Here is a 21,854-nt window from a genome sequence, read left to right as displayed (position 1 = left end):
TAGCATTAAACCTTGAGTTGATACTGAGTTAAAAGTGTTAACCTCTTGTATGAAAACTGGATTCTAGCGCTTATACAGCCTCATCGGTATGATGCTTGAATATAGAGCATTTTGCTTAACTTCGACATAAAACACTTACTCACATAGACAGAAGTTTTTAGTGAAGAAACGAAAAATAATTAATTGGATCACTATGATGAGTGTTTCTCAAAAGCAAAAACAGCATGTTGACCCTATGCTAGGCACAAATTGTCCTCAGGCAGAAGGTGTCGTTGACCCTAAAACCTTAGTGACTCCGTTCGCTTTTGAAATTGCGCCTAAGGTACTCTATACCCCATTAGCCAGTCCATTAAAACGCGGCTTAGCCATGTTGGTCGATGGCTTGCTTATTACAGTATTGGCTGAACAAGCTGGATGGGTATTTATATTACTGGTTGGGTTAACACTGTTGATCCAGAGGAAGAGTAGACAATTGGGTCAGATATTTAAATGGGGGCTGTATTTATCCATGTTTGTCATGATGCTATGGGTCACAGTTGGCAACCTCTTACCTTTTACAGAACAAGAACAAGAAAACAGTCGCGAAGAATCAGGTTTTACAGACAATCAGATTGGAATCGATGCGATTGGTCAATTCATTAGCTATATGCCTAATATTATCAGGTTTAGTCGTTGTGAAAACGTTAACTGCGCCGAAACGGAATTAGACGGACTTCTAGTAGCATTAAGCGCATCAAAACTCCCCGTTTCTGAGCAACAGAGCATACTCAATGATGCGGTTGATGACATTTCCCTTACTGAAGAAGATAAAAGTACGTTAAAACAGCTTATTGCGCGAAATCTGAATGTATTAAATAACCCGGCAATTGAGCTTGAGGATAGTAACGCTGACAGCCCAGTAAATATTGATGCCAGCATAGCAGTAGATAATGAAGAGTTAGGCCTATCAGCAGTGCCAGATTTGCCTGATAAAGAGCAGATAAAGCGAGATGGTAAGTCAGCTAACAATTTGCTCTATCAGGAGGAGCTAGATGAACGAGATGCAGAAGATGATAGTTATAGCTTAGTCGCCTGGGCTAAGGGCATTTTAAATGATCTTGGATTAGGATTTGGTTGGGCAGCGTTTTACTTCACTGTATTTACTGCTTGGTTTGACGGTCAGACATTGGGTAAAAAACTATTTGGTATCAGAGTGATTCAGCTCGACGGTACTAAGTTGTCGTTATGGGATGCTTTTGGCCGATACGGTGGTTATGGAGCGGGTTTTGCGACCGGTTTATTAGGTTTTTTACAGATTTATTGGGATGCGAATAGGCAGGCTATTCAAGACAAAATTTCAGCTACTGTCGTCATTGATACCAAGAAAGAAAGAGTAATGCCGGTAAAGGTGACTGACGAACCTGTAGAGTTTGCGATTTAACAGCTAGACTCAAATCACCATCAAATTTTGTGTTATCTAGCCGATATGAAAGCAAGGAGTGATTCAATATGCTGGAGGGTTCCCTTTACTGTCAGTTGAGTTATGAAAGTACCTTTTAGTGTATATAGCAGAATTAATAAACGATGTAAAAATGAACCTGATTGTTCAAGTTACAAGTCATACGATAAAAATCAGATAAATATCAAGGGCTAGGAGAACAGATTGCGTATTTTAGTGGTTGAAGACAGTAAAGTAGTGTCTCGAATTTTACAGCATCTTATTGCGCAGGAATTAGACTGTGAAGTTGATTTCGCAGTAGATCTTGCTTCGGCAAAAATATTTTTAGAGCAAAAACAATATTTTGTGGCTATTACTGATTTAAATTTACCCGATGCTCAGGAAGGTGAGATTGTTAAGTTGGTACTGTCGAAGAAAACGCCATGCATAGTTTTGACTGGGAGCTTAGATTCAGAGCAACGTAAACGATTACTCCAGTTAGGCATTGTCGATTATATTTTAAAAGAAAACCGATTCAGTTATGAATACGTTGTCCGATTAGTTCGCAGTCTTCAGCGTAATAAAGACGTTAAAGTTTTAGTCGCTGATGATTCAGTTGTCAGTCGCAAGTTTGTCAGAAGCTTACTCGAACAGCACTTATATCAAGTTATCGAAGCCGATGACGGTAACTCTGCCTGGGAGGTATTACAGCAACAACCTGATATTCAACTACTTATTACAGATTATAATATGCCTGGGCTAGATGGCTTTGGGCTTATCTTAAAAGTGAGAGAAAAGTTTAGTCGCGAAGAGCTCGCCATTATTGGCCTTTCCAGTGATGGTGACGAAAGCTTGTCAGCGCGTTTTATTAAAAATGGTGCTAATGATTTTTTACAGAAACCATTCGTTCATGAAGAGTTTCACTGCCGGGTGCTCAATACGCTAGATTCCTTAGATATGATCCGTAAACTTTGGGAACAAGCCAATTTAGATTATTTGACCTGTGTTTATAACCGCCGATATTTTTTTGGTTTATTTGAAGATCAGCTTGAACAAATAAAGCAAAAGCAAGGAACGTTATCAGTGGCTTTGCTCGACATTGATTTTTTTAAGAAAGTAAACGATACCTATGGCCATGATGTGGGCGATGAAGTTTTAGTTGAATTTGCCTCAAGATTACAGCATTTCTTTGGCCAACACTTTACCGTGTCTCGATTCGGTGGTGAAGAGTTTACCGTTGCGTTTAAAAGTCTTAAACAAGAGAAAGCGTTTGCCTTGATGGATAAGTTTCGATCTCAACTCGAGATACAACCCATCGCGACGTCAAAAGGCGACATTTTTATTACAGTGAGCACAGGCATTGCTGAGTTATCTGATGATAGTCTCGATGCGGTTATGCAACGTGCAGATAAAGCACTTTATGATGCCAAAGAGTCTGGTCGTAATTTGGTTTGTATCGACTAATACCATTTCCATTAAATAAGTGACCATTCAGCGGGAGTTAAAAACGCTGTAGGCAAGATAAGGGGATTGAAGCTAATAGTTATTCTATATCGAAAGCCACTTTCGCAGCTTAAAGTGTTTTTAAACCCGCACTTCGTGAGCTTCTCAGGGCTTCTACTTCTGCGTTGCATTGCCTCGAAAGGGAATAACCATTTCGTCAACAATGCGCCTTGAATTTAAAGCCCTGAGAAAGCTCTGAATTGATCATATGTTTAATGGAATTGGTATACTATCGATCGCTATCCCATCATAGCTTGATCACAGCAATTAGAATGACATAAGGCCAACAGCGTTAAACCTGTTGGCCTTATGTATTTTATGAGGCTTGATAAATGTTTTTAGACCTAGCGCTTAGGCCCTAGGCGTTATAAAAGCCAAGCATAACTGAGTTTCATAAAATAGGTCTGTTCATCTTTGGTCAAAGAATCGATATTGTCGTTTGATTGCATGCCGTCTGAGTAACCCAGATAGAACACACTCTGTGGGTTGAGTTTATAACCGTATAGGATCTCGTTGCCCAGGCTTTGCTCACTCTCTTTTGGTGAGCTGTAGAGGTATAAACTGGGATCGCGCTGGATATCGGTATAGATACTCGAGATGCGAATAAAGTTGTTGATATTGAAATACCAGCTGAGGCGTACGTCCGTTAAGTTGGCAGTGAATAGCTCGCCATCATCCACATCTAAGCTGCGGTACATATGAGAGAGATCCAGTGACACGCTATCTGTGATATTCCACTCGATGCCAGGGTTAATAAACAGCTGAGTGCCCAGTCTGTCGTTACTATAGTCTATGCTGTCGCCGTAATCGGCATCCAGTTCGACGCTTATCTGCCTGAAGGGAGTAAACTCGAAATAAAGCCAGCCGACATTTTCGGTAAACATCTGGGTATTACCGTCGATGGCCAGACTCGAAGCATCGTGGCGTCTGCCGACACGATCGCGATTGACAAAGCCTAAGGCGGTGAAACTTTGCATCGAACCTTCAAACTCTAACCTAGCCTCTGCTTCCTGCTCGATTAACTCTCCTGATTGATTATGGCTAATATCCCAGTCGCCACTAAGCTCGATACGGTTAAAGCTTGAATCTTGCGGGTACCAGATATAGCCGCCACCAGCGACCAGCTTAGTGACATCGACACGGCTAATGAAGCCTAAATCGGCTCTGAAATCATCGCCTGCAGATTCATATTGAGTGAAGGCAAACCAGTTACGACGTTTATGGACGTATTTTAATCGATAGAAATCATCACTGATTGCATCGTCTAATTTGGTTCGTAGGACGCGCTCATTGATGCCACAATCACCAAGCTCACATGAGCTATCGGGAATACAGGTATCTTCCGAGCAAAATTCCTTATACAGGTCATCGGGATATTCTGTGGTTGAGAATACATATTGAGCGGTAATGGTATCTTGTTGTGTGGGCTGGTATTTTACATCACCACTGGCCACATAATTATGGTATTGCTCGCTCTGTTTGGCTGTGACGAGTGCACCGATAGAAAGTTCACTGCCAAAGTCTGCTCGGTACCGCCCCGCAAGGTTATAACTTTCCTCGTCGATACTGGCGATATCTGAACTTAAGTTACCCGGCACCAGAAAGTTGGTCTTAGTATCGTTGGTGGCCATCACCGCAAAAGTATGATTATCAATCTTACTGGTGAGCTTGACTCCATAGTCCGGTGAGACGATATTTCGGGTATGAAGCAGCTGCAGTTGAGTGTCGAAGTAGTCTTTATTATCGAGGAAGAAGGCACGCTTCTCCGGGTAGAAGAGGGCGAAAGTGCTGTTAATATCCAGCTGACCCGCATCGGCTTCGACCTGAGAAAAGTCAGGGTTGATGGTGGCACTCAGTAAGGTATTTGGGGTGATACCCCAGCGAATATCCAGCCCCGGCTCTATGTTATTATCGCTGCGCCAATCATCTAATGGGTCTAAATCCCGCTGACTATTTCTGTTCATGACCAATGACGGTGTGAGCTGCAGATCTTGACCCGGCTCTATACCTTTAAGCCCTGTTGCCGTACCTAATTGGCATAGCTGACAGTTGTTATTTCTGTCTATGGAGTGGGTCGAGAGTCTATGGGTCTTATCCCTTGGATAAAAACGAATAAACTCAATGCCCCAAGTCTGAATGTCTAGCTTGCTATCGAAATTAAATAATCTTAGTGGTAATTCGAGTTCGACAAGATAACCTTCGTCAGTTTTTCGGGCACTGCTGTGCCAGATCCCATCCCAGGCGTTGCTCTCTTCACCGGTAAGTTCATTCTCTATAGAGTCCATCTGCACGCCATAGGGGTTAACGAAGAACTGATAAGCGAGGCGCTCATCATTGAAGGTGTCTAACTTGATCCCAACTAAGTCGTCGCCCCAAAGAGCGTCTCTGTCGGTAATATTTGCGCGGATAAGGTTATTACTGGCACTAGAGTCAGGGTCTTTTGCAATAAATGAGACAAATAAGCTCTTATCAGTGGCGAATATTTTGACTTGAGTCGCCACTGGCGCTGCAATGTTTTCTCCCGGGCTGGTTTCATATTCAAGCTCTGCAATTGCCGCATTCTGCCATTGAGGTTCATCAAGCTGACCGTTAATACTGGCCCCTCGCTCAAGCGTCGGAATATTTATGTGAAATTGCTGATTTGTTCCTGCTGAAACACAAAACGTCCAGCTAGAGGAAACTAAGATAGAAGAGCAAAGAAGGAGATGTGATAAAGATTTAGTTGTCGCTGTAAATGTCATTATGTTGCTACTAGTGCTTTTATGTTGTTGTTATGTTGTTGTTATGTGGTGGATTGTGACAGAGGGTGAGGCTTGTGCGAAGCGTTAGCTTGTTAGAATTTGTTACAAACATTGTCTCTGATGAGTAAAGCGCTTAGTGACGACTGGTATAAAACAATGATGATAAATTGAGTAAACCTACCTGCTTTAGATACAATATTTATGTTTTACCTTATTGCTAGCTGTATTTCTTTACTCATTTGCCCGTTAATTTATCGCTACTGCTCTTTTGAAAATGGACTTCGAAAAGGGCTTGATGGTTTTGTTTTTGTCTCCTTATCAGGTTTAGTCATGTTTCATATTTTGCCTGATATTGTGCGTGTGGGGGGAATCGCAGCCATTGGATTGGCGCTGACGGCACTCATCGTGCCCATTTGTGTCGAGAAGTGTAGTCAAAATCGCTCGAAAACCACCCATGACATGATGATACTGCTCAGTATTGTAGGGCTGCTTCTTCATAACATCACTGATGGATGTTCAATCATGCTAGCACAGCAAGCTGATGCTTCAATCATGCTTGCTTTTGGCGTTATGCTGCATCGATTACCTGAAGGATTAGCCATTTGGTGGCTAGTACAACCTAAACTGGGCACTGCTCGTGCATTGGCAGTATTGGGGCTTATGATGCTGATGACCTGTATCGGGTACTTTGCTGGTGGGGAGTTGCTTAACTATCTAAATCTTAACAGTACAGTGTATTTACAGGCGTTCGTGATGGGGTCAATCATGCATGTGTTGTTGCATCAACATCATGAGGGGGATTGTAAAAATAAAGAACTTCCTATGCGCCTTGGAGGCTTACTCGGCTTTGTTGTTCTCGCGATGTTGATATCTGAAACGGGACATGGACATGTCCATTAGGTGTTCTATGTCCTAAAGCAAAGACAAAGACATACCTTCGAATGCCTTTAACATTGCTGCCTTTAACATTGCCACCCATAATCTTTGCCGCTTTATTGAGCTGTGACTAAACTTAAATAGTCTCTCTTGAGCTGAGGTTGTTATGGCTAGACCCAGAAGTACATTAGTTAGTATCGAAGACACACCGTTTTACCACTGTATTTCGAAATGTGTGCGGCAATCCTGGCTTACGGGAGTCGATAAATACACGGGCAAATCATATGAACATCGTCGAGACTGGGTTGAGTCAAGAATTCTTGAGTTAGCCGAAGTGTTTGCGATTGATGTAGCAGCTTATGCTGTAATGTCTAACCATCTTCACTTGGTATTGAGAGTCGATATCTTTGAAGCTAATTCATGGACAGATAGAGAGGTGGTAGAGCACTGGCATCAACTGTTCAAAGGCACTGACATTACTCAGAAGTTTGCTCAAGGAGAGGTGATTGAAAGCTTTGAGGTTGCAGGCCTAAAACACTCTATTGCTCAGTATCGAAGTCGGCTTAGTGATATTAGTTGGTTTATGCGCGCATTGAATGAACCGATTGCCAGGAGAGCGAATAAAGAGGATGGTTGTACTGGGCGATTTTGGGAGGGGCGTTTCAAATCCCAAGCGTTATTGGATGAAACAGCGGTTCTGGCTTGTATGGCCTATGTTGACCTCAACCCAATTCGAGCCAAGGTCGCTGACACCCCTGAAACCTCAGATTTCACCAGTATTCAAAAACGCATCAAAGCAGCAATAAAGGGAGAGCAACCCGAAGCACTTTTACCCTTTGTAGGCAATGAGCAAAAAGAGATGGTTAAAGGACTCATGTTCAGCGTTAAAGATTACCTACAACTGGTTGATGAAACAGGACGAATAATAAGAGCCGATAAACGAGGTGCAATTAGCCCTGAATCACAAAAAATACTTAATAGACTCAATATCCCTCAGGAAAACTGGCTTAAACTCACCACCGAATTTAGCCGCTTATTTAAAGGCCCAGTCGGAACACCCCAAGAGTTAGATGTCTACTGTGAGCACTTAGAGCGAAAGCGCAGACAAGGGGCCGCTAATTGCCAGAGGTGGCTCTGCAGCAGCTGACAAGCTGTTAATTACTTAATAAACGGTACAACTTAAGATAAATATCAGACCGAATCGAAATTCGGTCTTTTGGCTGCTTTAATCTGGAAGAATTACCCTGTAGCTTAAATATTTTCATCCATTTAGTTATTATCTAGGCACATTTATCTACAAACACCTCTGTTTTGATACTTCCCCAGACAAAATACTTGAAGTGGTGAGAAACAAGAGATAACTAAAATGGGTGGCTATGTTTCTTTGATTAAGCCTGCTTTAAAGATTGCTCAAGTAGCTTCTCTTGAGTAATTAATGCCAAAACCCCATTATATAGATCCTGAACACATTCAACCTCGGTGATACCTAAGCGACGACGGTTACTGATGTCATAGACGCCCCCTTCGATGGCAGAGTGTTCACCATGAATACCACGGATTTGTAAGTGGTAAGTTTTGGTAATGGATTTAAATAGTGGCATATTTTTACCTAAGTATGGCAACTTAATATGCACACTAGCCCGCATAGCGGTTCCTAGATTGGTTGGGCAGCTGCTGATATACCCGAGACGCTGGGTAAAGGAGAAGTTTAAGTGCTGCTCAAGCTCTGTAAGTGCCGTAGTCAAACGTGTAAAAACCTCTGTGATATTTCCACCCGCTTGCATCGAAATAATACGCAGTTGGTCCTCTTCATTTATCCAGACTAAAAATGTCTTATCATTATTATGATAAATACCCCGTCCCTCTGGCCAGTCTCGATTTAATCCTGCCGCTTCAAAAAAACGATCACCAGCTTTAAATAGGAAGTGATCATTGATGAGTTGCGTTTTGACCTCGTCACTCATGCCTGATAATGCAAAATACTGACCCGACAGTGAGCCCGTCATTTTTGTAAGTGCCGTAACTGTTTGCGTTTCAACTTCATCTCGTTGAGCTTTAGTGATTGCCGGCCCTAATGGCATTTCAGCAAGGTTACGTCCTACTCGAATGCGTGTTGATACAATGTATTTGTTGTTTGGGTCCGGATCATTGATATTAAGATTATCGGGGTTTAGGTTCGTTGTATGTAAGGTATTTTCATTAAATTCATGGTATTGACTAATGATTGGATTGAATAGAGAGGCAAAATCTTGATAAGACTCAGTATCCCAAGCATATACACCGATATCGCTGTCAGGATTTAGTAATCCAGAGTTAATGACGTCATTAAGTGTGACACCGTTTGTAGTCACCACATCTTGCAGCTGTGTGAATACAGCCTGTGTTAGATTACTGGCCATTAGTGACTGATGTTGTTTTGTAAACTCTGGGTATTTCATAACGCTCTGCTCGTTAACAATACTATGCTAATTAGCGACAAATTATAGCTAAATTAGCCTTAATACTACAGAGCACTATCTCTGACTGGAGAATAAGCAATCGATGAAGTCGTTTATTGATAAAAATAGAACCTCAACTCTGAATATATTATACCGATTGGTATTACCCTCTCATGGCATCATAAGATGCCGTGCTCCCTTTGAAAACTCCCTTTGAATAGTCTAGTGGCGTAGTGTTTTTCCTCAAAACTAGAGTTCAGCCACTAAATCCTCCCAAGTGTTTCTGAACTTAGGCCATACATATCGTAATGCAAATACTCAGATGTTTGCACTAGAAGGTCGTTCAGAGGCATCCGTGCCTTCACGACATTCGTATATCCTTAATACAGCACTCACGGCAGGTGATAGATACCCACGAAGCTATGCTTACCATCGTAGATGATTAATAACCGCTCACCCTGGTTCAAAGTAGAAGCGTACTGATGCATTGAGTCCAAGTGACACCAAACCCAAACCATCAAACAGCCAAATGAAACTCAACCCAAAATACAAACGTTAACCGGAGACCTTATTCCGGCGAAATCTGAGGGCGGTTTATAGGCTTCGCAATTGGTATCTTACTCATCATAGCGCCACTAGCACTTCAGGGATGACAGGAGACGTTACTCCGGCGCAATTTCTGGGTGTTTATAGGCTTCGCGGTACTTATCCACCCACATGGCTGTTGCGCCGCAGATGGCCACTGGCATCACGATAAAGTTAACGATGGGGATCATCGAAAAAAGGGTAACGGCCGCGCCGAAGCTAAAACTTGTTCCCTTGGTCTGGTTGAGGGCAAATTTCATATCGGGGAAGGTGACTTTGTGGTTATCGAAGGGATAATCACAATACTGTATTGCCATCATCCAGGCACTGAAGAGGAACCAGATGATGGGGGCAAAAGTTTGACCGATAAAGGGTATCCAAAACAAGATCAGGCAGATAATGGCTCTGGGCAGGTAGTATTTAAGTTTTATCCATTCTCGGCCCAATATTCGAGGCAGATCTTTAATCAAGTCGGCCGTTGTACCAGTATTGAGATCTTTGCCTGTGAGGTATTGTTCGACTTTTTCGGCTAACAAGCCATTAAAAGGCGCAGCAATCCAGTTCATCACAGAGCTGAACAGAAAAGACAGCACCACCAGTAAGGTGATCACGGCCAGAGGCCAGAGGATAAAGTTGAGCCAGCTAAGGTACTCAGGCAGTTGTCCCGATACCCAGGCGAAAGCGCTTTCTAATTGTCCTATGGCAAAGTAGATGACGCTGGCAAATATGACCAAGTTAATCATCAAGGGAATAAACACAAAGCGTCTCAGCCCTTTAGTCTTTATTAGGCTAAATCCATCGAGGAAGTAGTTCACTCCGCTCTTCGTTGTTGCTTGGTTTGTTTTGGAATTCATAAATAGATCGATCACCGCTCCATGTAAACTTAACGAGATTGTGTTCCACCGACAGAGTGAAGACAAGCAGTAAATGGCACTGGTGTTAATAAAAACGTTACAAAAACCTGTCCGTTTTGGTAAAGTAGCCGCAGAAAATCAACTCTAAACAAGCTCTGTTCGGTAAAATTAAATTTAGTTTATTTTTACCGGAAACGACCTAACTGGCACCATGAGACTCAAACAGATAAAACTTGCTGGATTTAAGTCGTTTGTCGATTCCACTAAGATCCCCTTTCTCAATCCCTTAAGTGCCATCATAGGCCCCAATGGTTGTGGTAAATCTAACATCATAGATGCCGTACGTTGGGTGTTGGGCGAAAGCTCGGCAAAACACCTGCGTGGCGACTCGATGGCCGATGTTATCTTCAATGGCTCGACGGCTCGCCGCCCCGTTTCTGTGGCCAGTGTCGAGCTGAACTTCGAGAATTTAGATGGCCGATTAACGGGCGAGTATTCTAGTTATCAGGAAATTGTGGTTAAACGTCAGGTCAGCCGTGACGGAGATTCTAGCTACTTTTTAAATGGTCAGAAGTGTCGTCGTAAAGACATTACCGATCTCTTTATGGGCACGGGTCTTGGCCCGAGAAGCTATGCGATTATCGAGCAGGGGACCATATCAAGGTTAATCGAGTCTAAGCCTCAAGAATTGCGAGTGTTTATCGAAGAAGCGGCTGGGATCTCTCGCTATAAAGAGCGTCGACGTGAAACTGAAAATCGAATTCGTCATACCAGAGAGAACTTAGAGCGTCTCGGTGATATCCGAACTGAGTTGGGTCGCCAGTTAGACAAGTTAGCTGAGCAAGCAACGGCGGCGAAGCAATATCGTGAGCTGAAGCAGTCTGAGCGCCAGTTAGACTCAGAGTTGTTTGTCAGTCGCTATCTCGAACTGACCGATCAAACTGAAAGATTGACCCTGGATGTGAATCGCCTCGAGTTAGCTAAGGCGGAAGTCGAGGCAGAGAAAGAGCGCACCGAACTCGAGTTAACCCGGCTCAATGTGCAGTTGGTGGAACTCGACGGCGAAGAGCAAAAGCGGGTTGAGTCTTTTTATCTCTCGGGTACCCAGATAGCGAAACTTGAGCAAGATCTTAAGCATCGTCAGCAGCAAGACTCCCATGTCGAGCAACGTATTACGGCTATCGTCCAAAAACTCAAGCAGCATAAAGACAAATTATCTGCTGATGAGACTACTCAGCAGACATTGAGGGATGACTTGGCCCTCAAGCAGCCACAACTTGAACTGGCACACTCGTCTTTGACACGTGTCACCAGTGATTTGAGCGAACATGAGCTTAAGGCCAGTGAATCAAGAGCTAAGCTATCTGAGCACAAAGAAACAGTATCCTCCTACCGTTTAGCCCATGAAGTATCAAGGGGTAAACTGTCACATCAAGGCGTCATGTTGGAGCAGACAAGGGCTCAGCTTACCAAGGTTGAGCAAGAATCTGCTGGGCTTCTGGAACAAGAAGCGGCCAAAGTTGGGCAAGAAAACCTTTCCCGGCTTACTCAATGGCAAACCGATGCCATGGAGCGAAGCGAGATCAATGATGAATATAATGACAAGCTAACCAATTTTCTACAAAACCAAGTTAACCTCAAGGCTAAACAGGAAGCCCTGGGCCAATCTCTTGCCGAAGAGCGGGGTCGATTGGCCTTAGTCAATAAGTTATTGCCCGATGACGCGAGTCAAGAAGGTATTAAAGCCCTGTGGCAGCTTATTGATGTTCAGCCTGGTTGGGAGAAAGCGGTAGAACTCATATTCGACGGTTTACTGAAAATGCCTGCGGGTGTTGAGCAAGGTGAATTTGGCTTCGAAGGCCTGGTACACCAAGAGTGGCATGGGCTGAGCAGTAATGCGAACCTCTCACCTTGGTTGAGTCAGGTGCAATGGGCCGATAATCTGGAGCAGGCTAGAGAGCAAGTTGCCGGGATGAGTGAGCACGAACGCATAGTGACCGCGGATGGCTATCTGTTAGGTAAAGGCTTCGTGATCAAGAAGGGCACAGATTCAGGTTCCTTGGTTCAACTTAAATGTGAGCAAGAAGCGTTAGAGGTCAGCATTGAGGATAGTGAGGCCTTACTTAGTGAGCTCAATCGTCAGGGCCATGACTTAGACGCCAATATCAAGCCGTTAAAAATAGCGCTTTCATCGGGTATTGAGACGCTGCAGAAGCTCAATGTATCCATTGCTAGCCTGAGCGTGCAGATAGAAGCGGACAAACAGCGCAACCAAGACAGAAACCAACGCCGCGAGCAGCTGACCTCTGAGCTTGCTCGACTCAAAGTCCTGCTTAGCAAGCAACAGGACGACGAGGTGAATATTCTTGCTAGCCTAGATGATGCCAAATCTAGCCTAGATCAAGGTGAGCAAGCGCAAACTAAATTAGTTCATTTTCTCGATGAGCAAATAGATTTGGCCCGCGGCTGTAAAGATAAATACCAGCGAGTACAAGAAGACGATCGCCAGCTGAGCCAGACTTGCCAGACATTAACGACTAAGCTGGCGCTCAACGATCAGTCTATCAATCAGCAAGGCGTTCGTATCGAAGAGCTGATCTTAGCTCAATCCGCGCTTGAACATCAGCTTGTTGAGCAAAATGTAGCCAGCGAAGATGGTCGACTGAGCACCTTAAAAGAACAGTTAAGTCAGGCATTGGCGCAGCAGCAGATAAAGCAGACAGAATTGGCTTCACTTCGCGGGCAGCAGGCTCAACTGCAAGAATCGAGTGATAGCGCAGGAATAAAGAAAAAACAACAGCTTGGCAAGATAGAAAACTTGACTCAGTCAATCAGCACGTTAAAGTTACGTCGCGAAGGTTTGAAAGGTCAGGCAGATAGCCAACTGATGCAGCTCAAAGAGCAAGATATTGAGCTAGAACAAGTTAAATCTTCGCTGGATCTGAATAAGACCTCTCAGGCTCGCCAACGAGAGTTAGAGAGGATCCGAGCTCAAATTATTCATCTAGGCGCTATTAATTTGGCCGCTATCGAAGAATATGAGCAGCAAAGTGAACGTAAGAACTATTTAGATAGCCAAGATGCGGATCTTACTTCGGCGTTGACCAGCCTAGAAGAGGCGATCCGTAAGATAGATAAGGAAACCAAGACTCGCTTTAAAGATACCTTCGATAAGGTGAATAAAGACCTAGGTTTGTTGTTTCCTAAAGTCTTTGGCGGCGGCAGCGCCGAGCTGGCTTTGACCCATGATGATCTACTCGAGACCGGAGTGACGATTATGGCCAGACCGCCAGGAAAAAAGAATAGCACGATCCACCTTCTTTCTGGTGGAGAAAAAGCGTTAACCGCATTATCATTGGTGTTTGCGATTTTTAGGCTAAATCCAGCACCATTTTGTATGTTAGATGAAGTTGATGCGCCTCTGGATGACGCCAATGTCGATAGATTCTGTCGATTAGTGAAAGAGATGTCTCAGAGTGTGCAATTTATTTTTATTAGTCATAACAAGATCACCATGGAATTGGCCGATCAACTGATAGGAGTGACGATGCATGAACCTGGAGTTTCACGCATAGTTGCTGTAGATATTGATGAAGCGGTGGCACTTGCCGACGCTGGATAACATAGGAAAGACAGGGTACCCAATGGAAAATTTGCAACTTGTATTATTCGTTTTAGGCGCAATAGCTATTATCGCCGTACTTGTGCATGGTTTTTGGTCCATTAGAAAGCAGCAACCTAAATCAATCAAAGATAGCCCCATGTCAGGCTTTTATAAAGATCAGGCCGCTAGCCGTGATGCAAATGGATTTGATGCTGATGGGATTGGTGAAGTCAGGATCCGAAAAAGCGAACTGAATGAAGACGATGAAGTCCTAACAGAGCCGAGTCTTTCTGACACGATAAACAGTGAGCCTAAGTTCAGTACTGCAACTGAGTCATTGAGCCAAACTGATGTCGAGATGACAATTGAGAACGAGAGAGATTTTTCGTTGTCAGATCAGCCGAAACAGAAGATGAGCCGCCAGAGACAAGAGCCAGTATTATCCGATCAGACTCAGGAATTAGACGATCTTAATCAGATGGAGCTCGGGCTTGGACAGGAAGCGGCGCCCGCTCAAAGTTCTCTGTTTGAGAGCGATACTAAGTTTGAGGCTGAAAGTGTTGAGTTAGAGACTGAAGTTGATACGGCATCACCTATTTATGCTACGCCCGTTACTGAGCCTAGAAGACAGGCGGCGCCGAAGCCGAAGCCCAAAATTAAGGTAGTAGCAGAGCCTCAGGTTAAGGTTGAAGCAAAGATCCAGCAAGACACTGAGACGTTGGCCGAACCAAGGGATGTGCTCGTGCTACATGTGGTGGCGAGTGAGGGTCATACTCTCAATGGCGCGGAGCTATTGCCGTGTTTGCTAACACTTAACTTTAAGTTTGGTGACATGAGCATTTTTCATCGTCATGAAGACAATGCTGGCACAGGTAAGGAGTTATTTTCACTGGCGAACATGGTGAAACCTGGTATTTTTAACCCAGATGAAATGGAACAGTTCAGTACAGAAGGAGTGGTGTTATTTATGACGCTACCTTGTCATGGTGATCCATTGATGAATTTCTCTATTATGCTTAACTCTGCCCATCAACTCGCCGATGACTTAGGTGGTAAAGTGCTAGATGGTGGTCGTGATGCCTGGAGCGAGACGACTAAACAAAGCTATCTGCAGCGTATTCGAACTCAATTGTAACGAATGACTTAAGCGACGGATACGCAATGATAACGAGAGGCCGCAACCGCGGCCTTTTTTAATTTATAGCCAAAATAGTTTAAGTGATAGAACATAAAATGTCTGAATTTATATTTAATGAACAACACCGCTCAATAATTCATAAACTAGAGCTAAACATTGAGTTACACATTATTGAGAAAGCAATAAACGAGCAAAAGTTTGACAGCCTTTCTAATGATTCATTAGTGGGTTTATTAAAGATTGCCAATGCCCTATATCGCTCTGGTACTCCCATTATTAAAGATACGCAATATGACTTATTACTTAAAGATTTTTCAATAAAGCAACCAGAGCACCCTTATCTGAATTCAGTAGAGCCTGAAATACTTGCTGAAAGCAAGACTGTTGCATTACCCCAAAAAATGCTCTCCACCGATAAAGCTTATTCATTTGAAGAGATCAAAAAATGGATTGATAGACTTCTGAAAGCAGCAAAAGAAGTTCAAATCGATCCCGATGAAGTGATGATCCGCGTGACACCAAAGCTTGATGGATATGCCGCTTTTGATGATGGTGAAACATTATATACCCGTGGTGATGGCGTAAGAGGGCAGGATATTACCCGTGCTATTACTAGAGGGCTAAGGGTAGCCAATGACGGTAAACGTGGTTTAGGAGCGGGTGAAATTGTCATCAGTAAAAACTATTTTGATGAAAAGCTAACTCATCTCTTTGAGAATTCGAGAAATATTCAAGCAGGGATTATTGCTGAAAAGAAAGTTGATGAGAATATTCAGCAAGCAATAAATGAAGGTGCTTGTCTGTTTTACCCTTTCAGATTACTAGAAAACAGAACTGAGCATTACTCTAAAATTCTTTCAGACTTTGAATCTATTGTTGATGAAATATGGAACTCAGTTGATTTTGATATTGACGGTATCATTCTTGAAGTTACCAATGAGGCTATAAAGGATCATATGGGGGCCACCAGAAAGTTTCATAGGTGGCAAATTGCTTTTAAGGTCAACAATGATGGTGTCGAAGTTGAGGTGTTAGATGTTATTCCTCAGACTTCCAGAACAGGTCGTGTAACCCCTGTCGCAAAGCTAGTTCCTACGAAGTTAAGTGGCGCAACTATAAGCAGAGTGACAGTGCATCACTACAACATGGTTAAAACAAGTGGCATTGGTCCTGGAGCTGTTATCCAGTTGGTACGAAGTGGTCTAGTCATTCCAAAGATTGAGAAAGTCATTAAGAAAGTAGAGCCTAAATTAGCTGAGCTATGTCCGAGTTGTGAATCAAGGCTACTTTGGGAGTCTGATAACTTAATCTGCCCAAATAAGACTGATTGTCCAGCTCAAACAGAAAACACTCTCATTCATTTCTTTAAAACGTTGGGAAATAATGATGGCTTTGGACCTAAGGTAATTGAACGACTAGCTAGCTTTGGTAAAAAGCATATACATGAAATCTATGCCATTGAAGCACATCACTTCTCTACATTTAAGTTTGGTGATAAGACATCTAAAAACCTTTTTGATCAACTTCGTGTTAGTCGCGAAGTTGAAATTGAAGATTGGCGCTTTCTTTCTGCGTTTGGTGTAAGCCGATTAGGAGCTGGTAATTGTGACAAGCTTCTTCAACATCATTCACTGACTGAGCTATTTGATCTATCTGCAGAAGTGATTGTTAAAATTGATGGTTTTGCTGAGGTCAGTGCAGAAGCGATTGTTGAAGGTTTAAAGAAGGTTAGGGAAGAGTTCTTCAAAGTTTATGAGCTAGGCTTCAACTTGTCAGTCACTCCTAAGCAATCAGGGCTAAAGAGTGTTGACTCACCATTGGCTGGAAAGTTAGTAGTATTTACTGGATCAATGACCCAAGGTTCTAGAGGTGATATGGAAAAGCATGCCAAAGCCTTAGGAGCTAAGGTCGCTAAATCAGTTACGGGGAAAACAACTTACCTTGTTACTGGTGAAAAAGTTGGCGAAATCAAAATTAATGCAGCCAAGGATAAGGGAGTGAGTGTACTTTCTGAGCAGGAATATCTTGATTTATTGGCTAATGTCTAACTCAACTTTGCTAATGAAATCACAGAGATATGGGTTTTAAGTGCGTAAGGTAAGTCTAACAACCTGCTAAGACTATATGCAATGGCAGGTTATTAAAACGTTTACTCGTGCATAATTAAAATTGCTCAACTTTAATTATAGTGAGACTCATTTGCGTCATCTATCAGACCGTAATCTAACCCGTCTTCTCCCGTAGAGCTAAAGTGGGCAACGATGTATTGGCTATATGACTCTACCATTGCATCTGGTACGTCATTATCTACTAAGATTATTTGGCTGTGAATTCCGAGTCTTTCAGCTTTTTCAGAGCTTGTAATTATTTGATCATATATGTTTTTGTATTTTGATGGGTCGGAGACACCTTCGGAAACGTCAGCCTTCGTATCAGTTAATTCTTGATATCTTGGCTTTGTCGTTTTTCCTAAATATTTACCTACGGTATCAATGAGCAGTATTTTGGGGTGATTCATTTCATGAGTATAAGAATAATCTAAAATTGATAACATATACCCAATAGAGCAAATAGTTCGCAGTCCTCCTGATGTGATGGAGTAGTAATCTTTTTCTCTTATTACTGGAGCATAGGACTTGGGACTTATTGATATGCCTGTTCTTTTATTAATATGAACATGCTCTAAATAAGTGTTCAGAAAATCACCAAGATCATTAAGAACAAGATCCATACTTGGTGTGCTGGCTTGTAGTGATTCAAGTTTTTCTTCCAGCCCTGCTAATAATTTGATTTGGTTATCTAGGAACTCTTGAATTTTTACTTGTTGGTTTCTCATTTTGAGACTGGTTTTTTGAGCCTCTTTCTCTTTGCTTAAACTTGCTATTTCCTTGATTAAAGTGTCTCTCTGGGTTAGATAAGGAGTAATCATTTCAACGCTTTCAGTGTCAAGCATAGTCCTGATTTTTGAGATGTCTTCTTGTACAGGGATTAGCGCCCTTTGTAGTGTTTGTGACTTATGGGTACATGACTCGATAAGTGATGCAATGTCTCTTCTTCTATTCTTTAATGAAGCAAGCTCTTGATTAAGCATATCTTTGGGGGATATTAAGTAATGAGTTTCCTCCATTGGTGGTTTTATATCTTGTTCACATACAGGGCAGGGAGAGGCAGGGTTTGTAAGCCTGTTCATTATAGAAACATCGCCAATCCTATCTTGTGCCACCAAGGTACTTTTTATTTTATTTATGTCATTGCCGTAATCATTTTTCAGTCGAGAGTACTTATCCACCAGCTGGCCAGTTGATTGAATCTGGCTTTTTATTGATTTTTGGTTAAGTGATAGTTCTTTGAAGATGGAGTTGAGCTTGGCGTAATTTTCATTGCTTGCAACCATTTCGCTGTTGAGGCTGCTTAGTTCACCAGATAAATGCTCACTCATCTCTTCGATGGTTTCTAGCTTAAAATCTATATCGTCTAGTGATTTACAGTTAGTATCTCTTAAAAATTCTGAAACAGTGTTTAGCTTGGATTTTGTTAGCTGTATTGTTTTGGTTTTTAAGCCTATTTCCTGCTGCATTTCTGTGATGTTACTATCCAAAACATTAAAGATGTACTTAAACACCTCTCTGTTGGTAGTCGCTTTCACCCAGTTACCCAAGTCAAGAAAACTCTTGCTTCCAACGTCGTCCTGATTGAGGTAGCAATATTTGAAGAGGCTTCTAAACCCGAGCCTTTGCATGTCGGAGGATGCTTTAGTTGGTGCTTTTTTTATTTTGACTTTTGGGTAGTTTAGAGAGTCCAATAAGAAGTCAGAAAAGAAGCCGTCGGGTGCGTTGTTGCTGTTGAAGTTTGGGCAGTAAATGTCCGGATGGAAGTTTGAAATTTTATCAAATGTGCAAGGGTAGACATTTACATAAGCATTATTATCGTAGATTTCACGAACTATTGTTTTTAGCTTTCCATTTATATCTATTTCAAGGGCTGCATGCTTTACCGAGGTAGTAATTTCATCGCCAACTTCAATTGAACTACTCCCTAACAGATAGTTTATAAACTCCAAGATGCTCGATTTACCAGTATCAGAGTCACCATAAATAATGTTCACCCCAGAGTGAAATTTTGTGGTGTAGTTCTTCCTGACTCCGACCAGAATTAGCTTTTTAACTTGTATATATGAATGCATTTATTTGTCCTTAAATATGCTGTTAAGTGCGGAGTGTAGCTTGGAAGAGGTAATTGAAAGCAGAGGGGTTAGTGCTTCAATATAGATGTTAACACTTTCAAAGTGTGCTTCCGTGAATTCGCTGGCCAGCTTAAGTCCATCTTCAGTCAAGTGGAAACTTAGGCCATTCTTAGGGTCGTCGACAGCACTTAGTAGGTTTAGATGTGCGAGTTTTCTAAGCAACAACCTAGTTTTTTTTATGTTAAACAGTTCGTCTACATTTATTGCTAGGCTGTCCATCGTATAAGTAGAGTATTGCTTGAGATCTGGAGAGCTTTTTCCTGTAGCCTCAAGGATTGCATTAATATGTGAAGGGTGTTTTATTAGAAACATAAACACTTGGATTTTCGGTAAATCAAGCTTCAAATTTCCCCTTGTGTTTCGCGATAGCTTATTGAGGATGAGAGTCATAATTGCAGTGTTTAGGTATAAATCCTCATCTATGGCTATATAAGGTAGGTTAAAGCTCATTATGAGCCCCCTCCTTTGATTCGCGAATCTGTGATATGGATGTATTCTTTTCCCAAATAATATCGGTATCAAACTTGTTTGATAGTTGGTGTAACATTCCCTTTTTATGGACTGAATCTAGACCACCTAGAATTTGGTTTAACATTCGCTCGTCTTCATCAGTTATTCGCTGGTGAACGGAGGCGATAAATTTATCTGTAATTGTACCGTCTGCAATATGTGCCTCTAATTCTTCTTGATACAGGCATCTGATTTTACTATACAGTTGTTCTAGTTTTTTCCGGTCTGATTCACTTGTAAATACTTTTCTTGCCAGCTCGGCGTTGTAAAAGTACTCTTTCGCATGGCCTTGTATTATATGGTGAATATCAGCGATAACCATTTTTATAACAAAGTATTGATTGGAGTATGCGTCAGGCTCGGCTAAAATTTTAAGGGGGACTTGGTTTTTGAACTCACTTTTCATTGTCTCAATATGCTTAATTACAGCTCTAAAGGCCGATTCATCAACATCCTTAGGTTTACATATGGTTGAATGATCTGCATTTACTGCCATAGAATCTTTTTTCAATGCATCAATAGCCAGCGCGCTTTTTTTATCAACATACTTGTCGTGGCTTGCATAAATATATTTTGTGCACGGAGTATTTGGGGTTTGTATCCATTGCCTATTTAGATTGTCGATTGTAGGGCTTAAAACACTTAAATCTTGAAGTTGTACGTTGCTTGAGACTAAACCACCAATATTGGCAATAAGTGCGCCAGAATGAGGCACCGCGAGAGATATTAATCCTCTAATATTACTAACATGATTTTCTTCTATTTGCTTTAAAATGCAAGACTTAGCTACTAGTCCGCCCATACTGTGGGCAATGAGAATGATGTTATCGTAATCAGTAAGAGCTATCTCTGTCTTTAACAATTCAGATAGTTCTTCTATAGGGAGGTTTGTCTCTTTTGTCTTAAACGACGAAAATAGACTACGGAACAGACTTTTACTTTTACCGTAAGTTTCGGTAAAAGTAGTAAAATAGTCGAAACAGGCTATATCAAAACCTGAAATGAAATCGGTTTGAGATTTTAAAAGTTTTGGGAAGGAGGTTTTATCGTCATAGGACCAAGTTTCGACACCCCCTTTGAGGCCATGTATAAAGACAATCAGGTTAGGTTTATCATCCTTTTTAACCCAGCTTAGCATACTCATTGTTATGTCCTTATATTGAGTCAGTTGTCTTATTAAGTTAATGCATCTCGGGCTTATTTGACCCTAAGTGATTAAATATTAACAGTAAAGAACAAAGATGTTTAGTTAAAAGGTTGATGAGAATCAAGATTTGTTATTTAAATCAAATATTTTATTCAATAGTTGATAATTTACGAGATTAGCTTCTTAAGAAAAAATAGACATAGAAATGAATAGGGAAAACAAAAAATGTTGAAAGTAAACTTTATAAGTGACTAATAAATAAGTGAAAGAAGTTATAGTAGAACAGTCTCACTTATCCGAAAGTCTATAATTTTATGGCCGGTGAAGCAGCGGGTTCTAAATTGACTATGGTTTCGAGATTGAGCTCAGGACTTAGGTATCAAGATATTGGACGAGGAAGGCTTACTTGCCGTACTTGCAGGTTAAGCGCTTTTATTTATTCTGAGTTTAAGATTAAACGCCATCTTTGATGGCGTTTTTTTATGCTTTATCAGTGGGCCATTGAAAAAAGCTTATTTGGCACCATATCAGTGTAATACCATTCCGAGTAAGTATCTGATCATTCAGCGGGAGTTCAAAGCACTGTAGGCAAGGCGAATGTTTGAAGCTAATAGTTATTCTATATCGAGAACATTCAACGTAGCATAAAGGGCTTTGAAACCCGTACTGCGTGAGGCTCTCAGTGTTTCCACTTCTGTGTTCCATTGACTTAAAAGGGAATAACCATTTCCTCATCAATGCGCCTTGAATTGAAAAAACTGAGAGTCTCTGAACTGACCAGATACTTATATGGAATGG

The 21,854-nt window shown here is 41.8% G+C and carries 13 protein-coding genes; 7 read left to right on the top strand and 6 right to left on the bottom strand.

Annotated features, from left to right (window positions below; genetic code table 11):
* Positions 1 to 196 precede the first annotated feature (196 nt).
* Positions 197 to 1,420: an RDD family protein gene (locus tag FM038_RS14885; RefSeq protein WP_223292869.1), complete on the top strand. Its 1,224-nt coding sequence runs from the start codon at positions 197 to 199 to the stop codon at positions 1,418 to 1,420.
* A 222-nt stretch (positions 1,421 to 1,642) separates the two neighbouring features.
* On the top strand, positions 1,643 to 2,881 hold the full coding sequence (locus tag FM038_RS14880) for a diguanylate cyclase (protein ID WP_142874158.1): 1,239 nt from the start codon (positions 1,643 to 1,645) through the stop codon (positions 2,879 to 2,881).
* Positions 2,882 to 3,285: 404 nt separating this feature from the next.
* Here FM038_RS14880 and FM038_RS14875 read toward each other — a convergent pair whose 3' ends face one another.
* Positions 3,286 to 5,661, bottom strand: a complete 2,376-nt coding sequence (locus tag FM038_RS14875) for a carbohydrate binding family 9 domain-containing protein (protein WP_142874157.1) — start codon at positions 5,659 to 5,661, stop codon at positions 3,286 to 3,288.
* Between the two features lie 201 nt (positions 5,662 to 5,862).
* On the opposite strand from FM038_RS14875, the gene FM038_RS14870 reads away from it, so the two are divergent.
* Entirely contained in the window at positions 5,863 to 6,561 is a 699-nt protein-coding gene (locus tag FM038_RS14870) for a ZIP family metal transporter (RefSeq protein ID WP_142874156.1), read from the top strand.
* Between the two features lie 142 nt (positions 6,562 to 6,703).
* On the top strand, positions 6,704 to 7,684 hold the full coding sequence (locus FM038_RS14865) for a transposase (protein WP_142874155.1): 981 nt from the start codon (positions 6,704 to 6,706) through the stop codon (positions 7,682 to 7,684).
* Positions 7,685 to 7,925: 241 nt separating this feature from the next.
* Here FM038_RS14865 and FM038_RS14860 read toward each other — a convergent pair whose 3' ends face one another.
* Positions 7,926 to 8,975, bottom strand: a complete 1,050-nt coding sequence (locus tag FM038_RS14860) for a phosphagen kinase (protein WP_142874154.1) — start codon at positions 8,973 to 8,975, stop codon at positions 7,926 to 7,928.
* A gap of 662 nt (positions 8,976 to 9,637) precedes the next feature.
* Positions 9,638 to 10,414, bottom strand: a complete 777-nt coding sequence (gene cysZ / locus FM038_RS14855; protein ID WP_142874153.1) for a sulfate transporter CysZ — start codon at positions 10,412 to 10,414, stop codon at positions 9,638 to 9,640.
* Positions 10,415 to 10,625: 211 nt separating this feature from the next.
* Here cysZ and FM038_RS14850 point away from each other — a divergent pair, with 211 nt between their 5' ends.
* The 3 genes from FM038_RS14850 to FM038_RS14840 all read left to right on the top strand — a co-directional run bounded on the left by FM038_RS14850 (position 10,626) and on the right by FM038_RS14840 (position 17,204).
* On the top strand, positions 10,626 to 14,036 hold the full coding sequence (locus FM038_RS14850) for a chromosome segregation protein SMC (RefSeq protein ID WP_142874152.1): 3,411 nt from the start codon (positions 10,626 to 10,628) through the stop codon (positions 14,034 to 14,036).
* A gap of 22 nt (positions 14,037 to 14,058) precedes the next feature.
* A complete protein-coding gene (gene zipA, locus FM038_RS14845) occupies positions 14,059 to 15,153 on the top strand; it encodes a cell division protein ZipA (protein WP_142874151.1) in 1,095 nt (364 codons plus the stop codon).
* 98 nt (positions 15,154 to 15,251) lie between these two features.
* Positions 15,252 to 17,204, top strand: a complete 1,953-nt coding sequence (locus FM038_RS14840) for a BRCT domain-containing protein (RefSeq protein ID WP_142874789.1) — start codon at positions 15,252 to 15,254, stop codon at positions 17,202 to 17,204.
* Between the two features lie 131 nt (positions 17,205 to 17,335).
* On the opposite strand, the gene FM038_RS14835 is transcribed toward FM038_RS14840, so the two are convergent.
* From FM038_RS14835 to FM038_RS14825, 3 genes are read right to left on the bottom strand one after another with little or no spacing between them, the layout of a single operon-like run.
* Positions 17,336 to 19,339, bottom strand: coding sequence for an AAA family ATPase (locus FM038_RS14835; protein ID WP_195873065.1), 2,004 nt, complete (start codon positions 19,337 to 19,339; stop codon positions 17,336 to 17,338).
* Positions 19,340 to 19,849, bottom strand: coding sequence for an ABC-three component system middle component 4 (locus tag FM038_RS14830; RefSeq protein WP_142874149.1), 510 nt, complete (start codon positions 19,847 to 19,849; stop codon positions 19,340 to 19,342).
* Positions 19,839 to 21,053 (bottom strand): ABC-three component system protein, encoded by a 1,215-nt coding sequence (locus tag FM038_RS14825; protein ID WP_195873064.1) that lies wholly within the window; start codon positions 21,051 to 21,053, stop codon positions 19,839 to 19,841. The genes FM038_RS14830 and FM038_RS14825 overlap by 11 nt, the downstream gene beginning before the upstream one ends.
* Between the last annotated feature and the right edge of the window lie 801 nt (positions 21,054 to 21,854).

The organism is Shewanella eurypsychrophilus, from assembly GCF_007004545.3.
GTDB lineage: Bacteria > Pseudomonadota > Gammaproteobacteria > Enterobacterales > Shewanellaceae > Shewanella > Shewanella eurypsychrophilus.
This window is presented reverse-complemented; position numbering and strand designations above follow the sequence as displayed.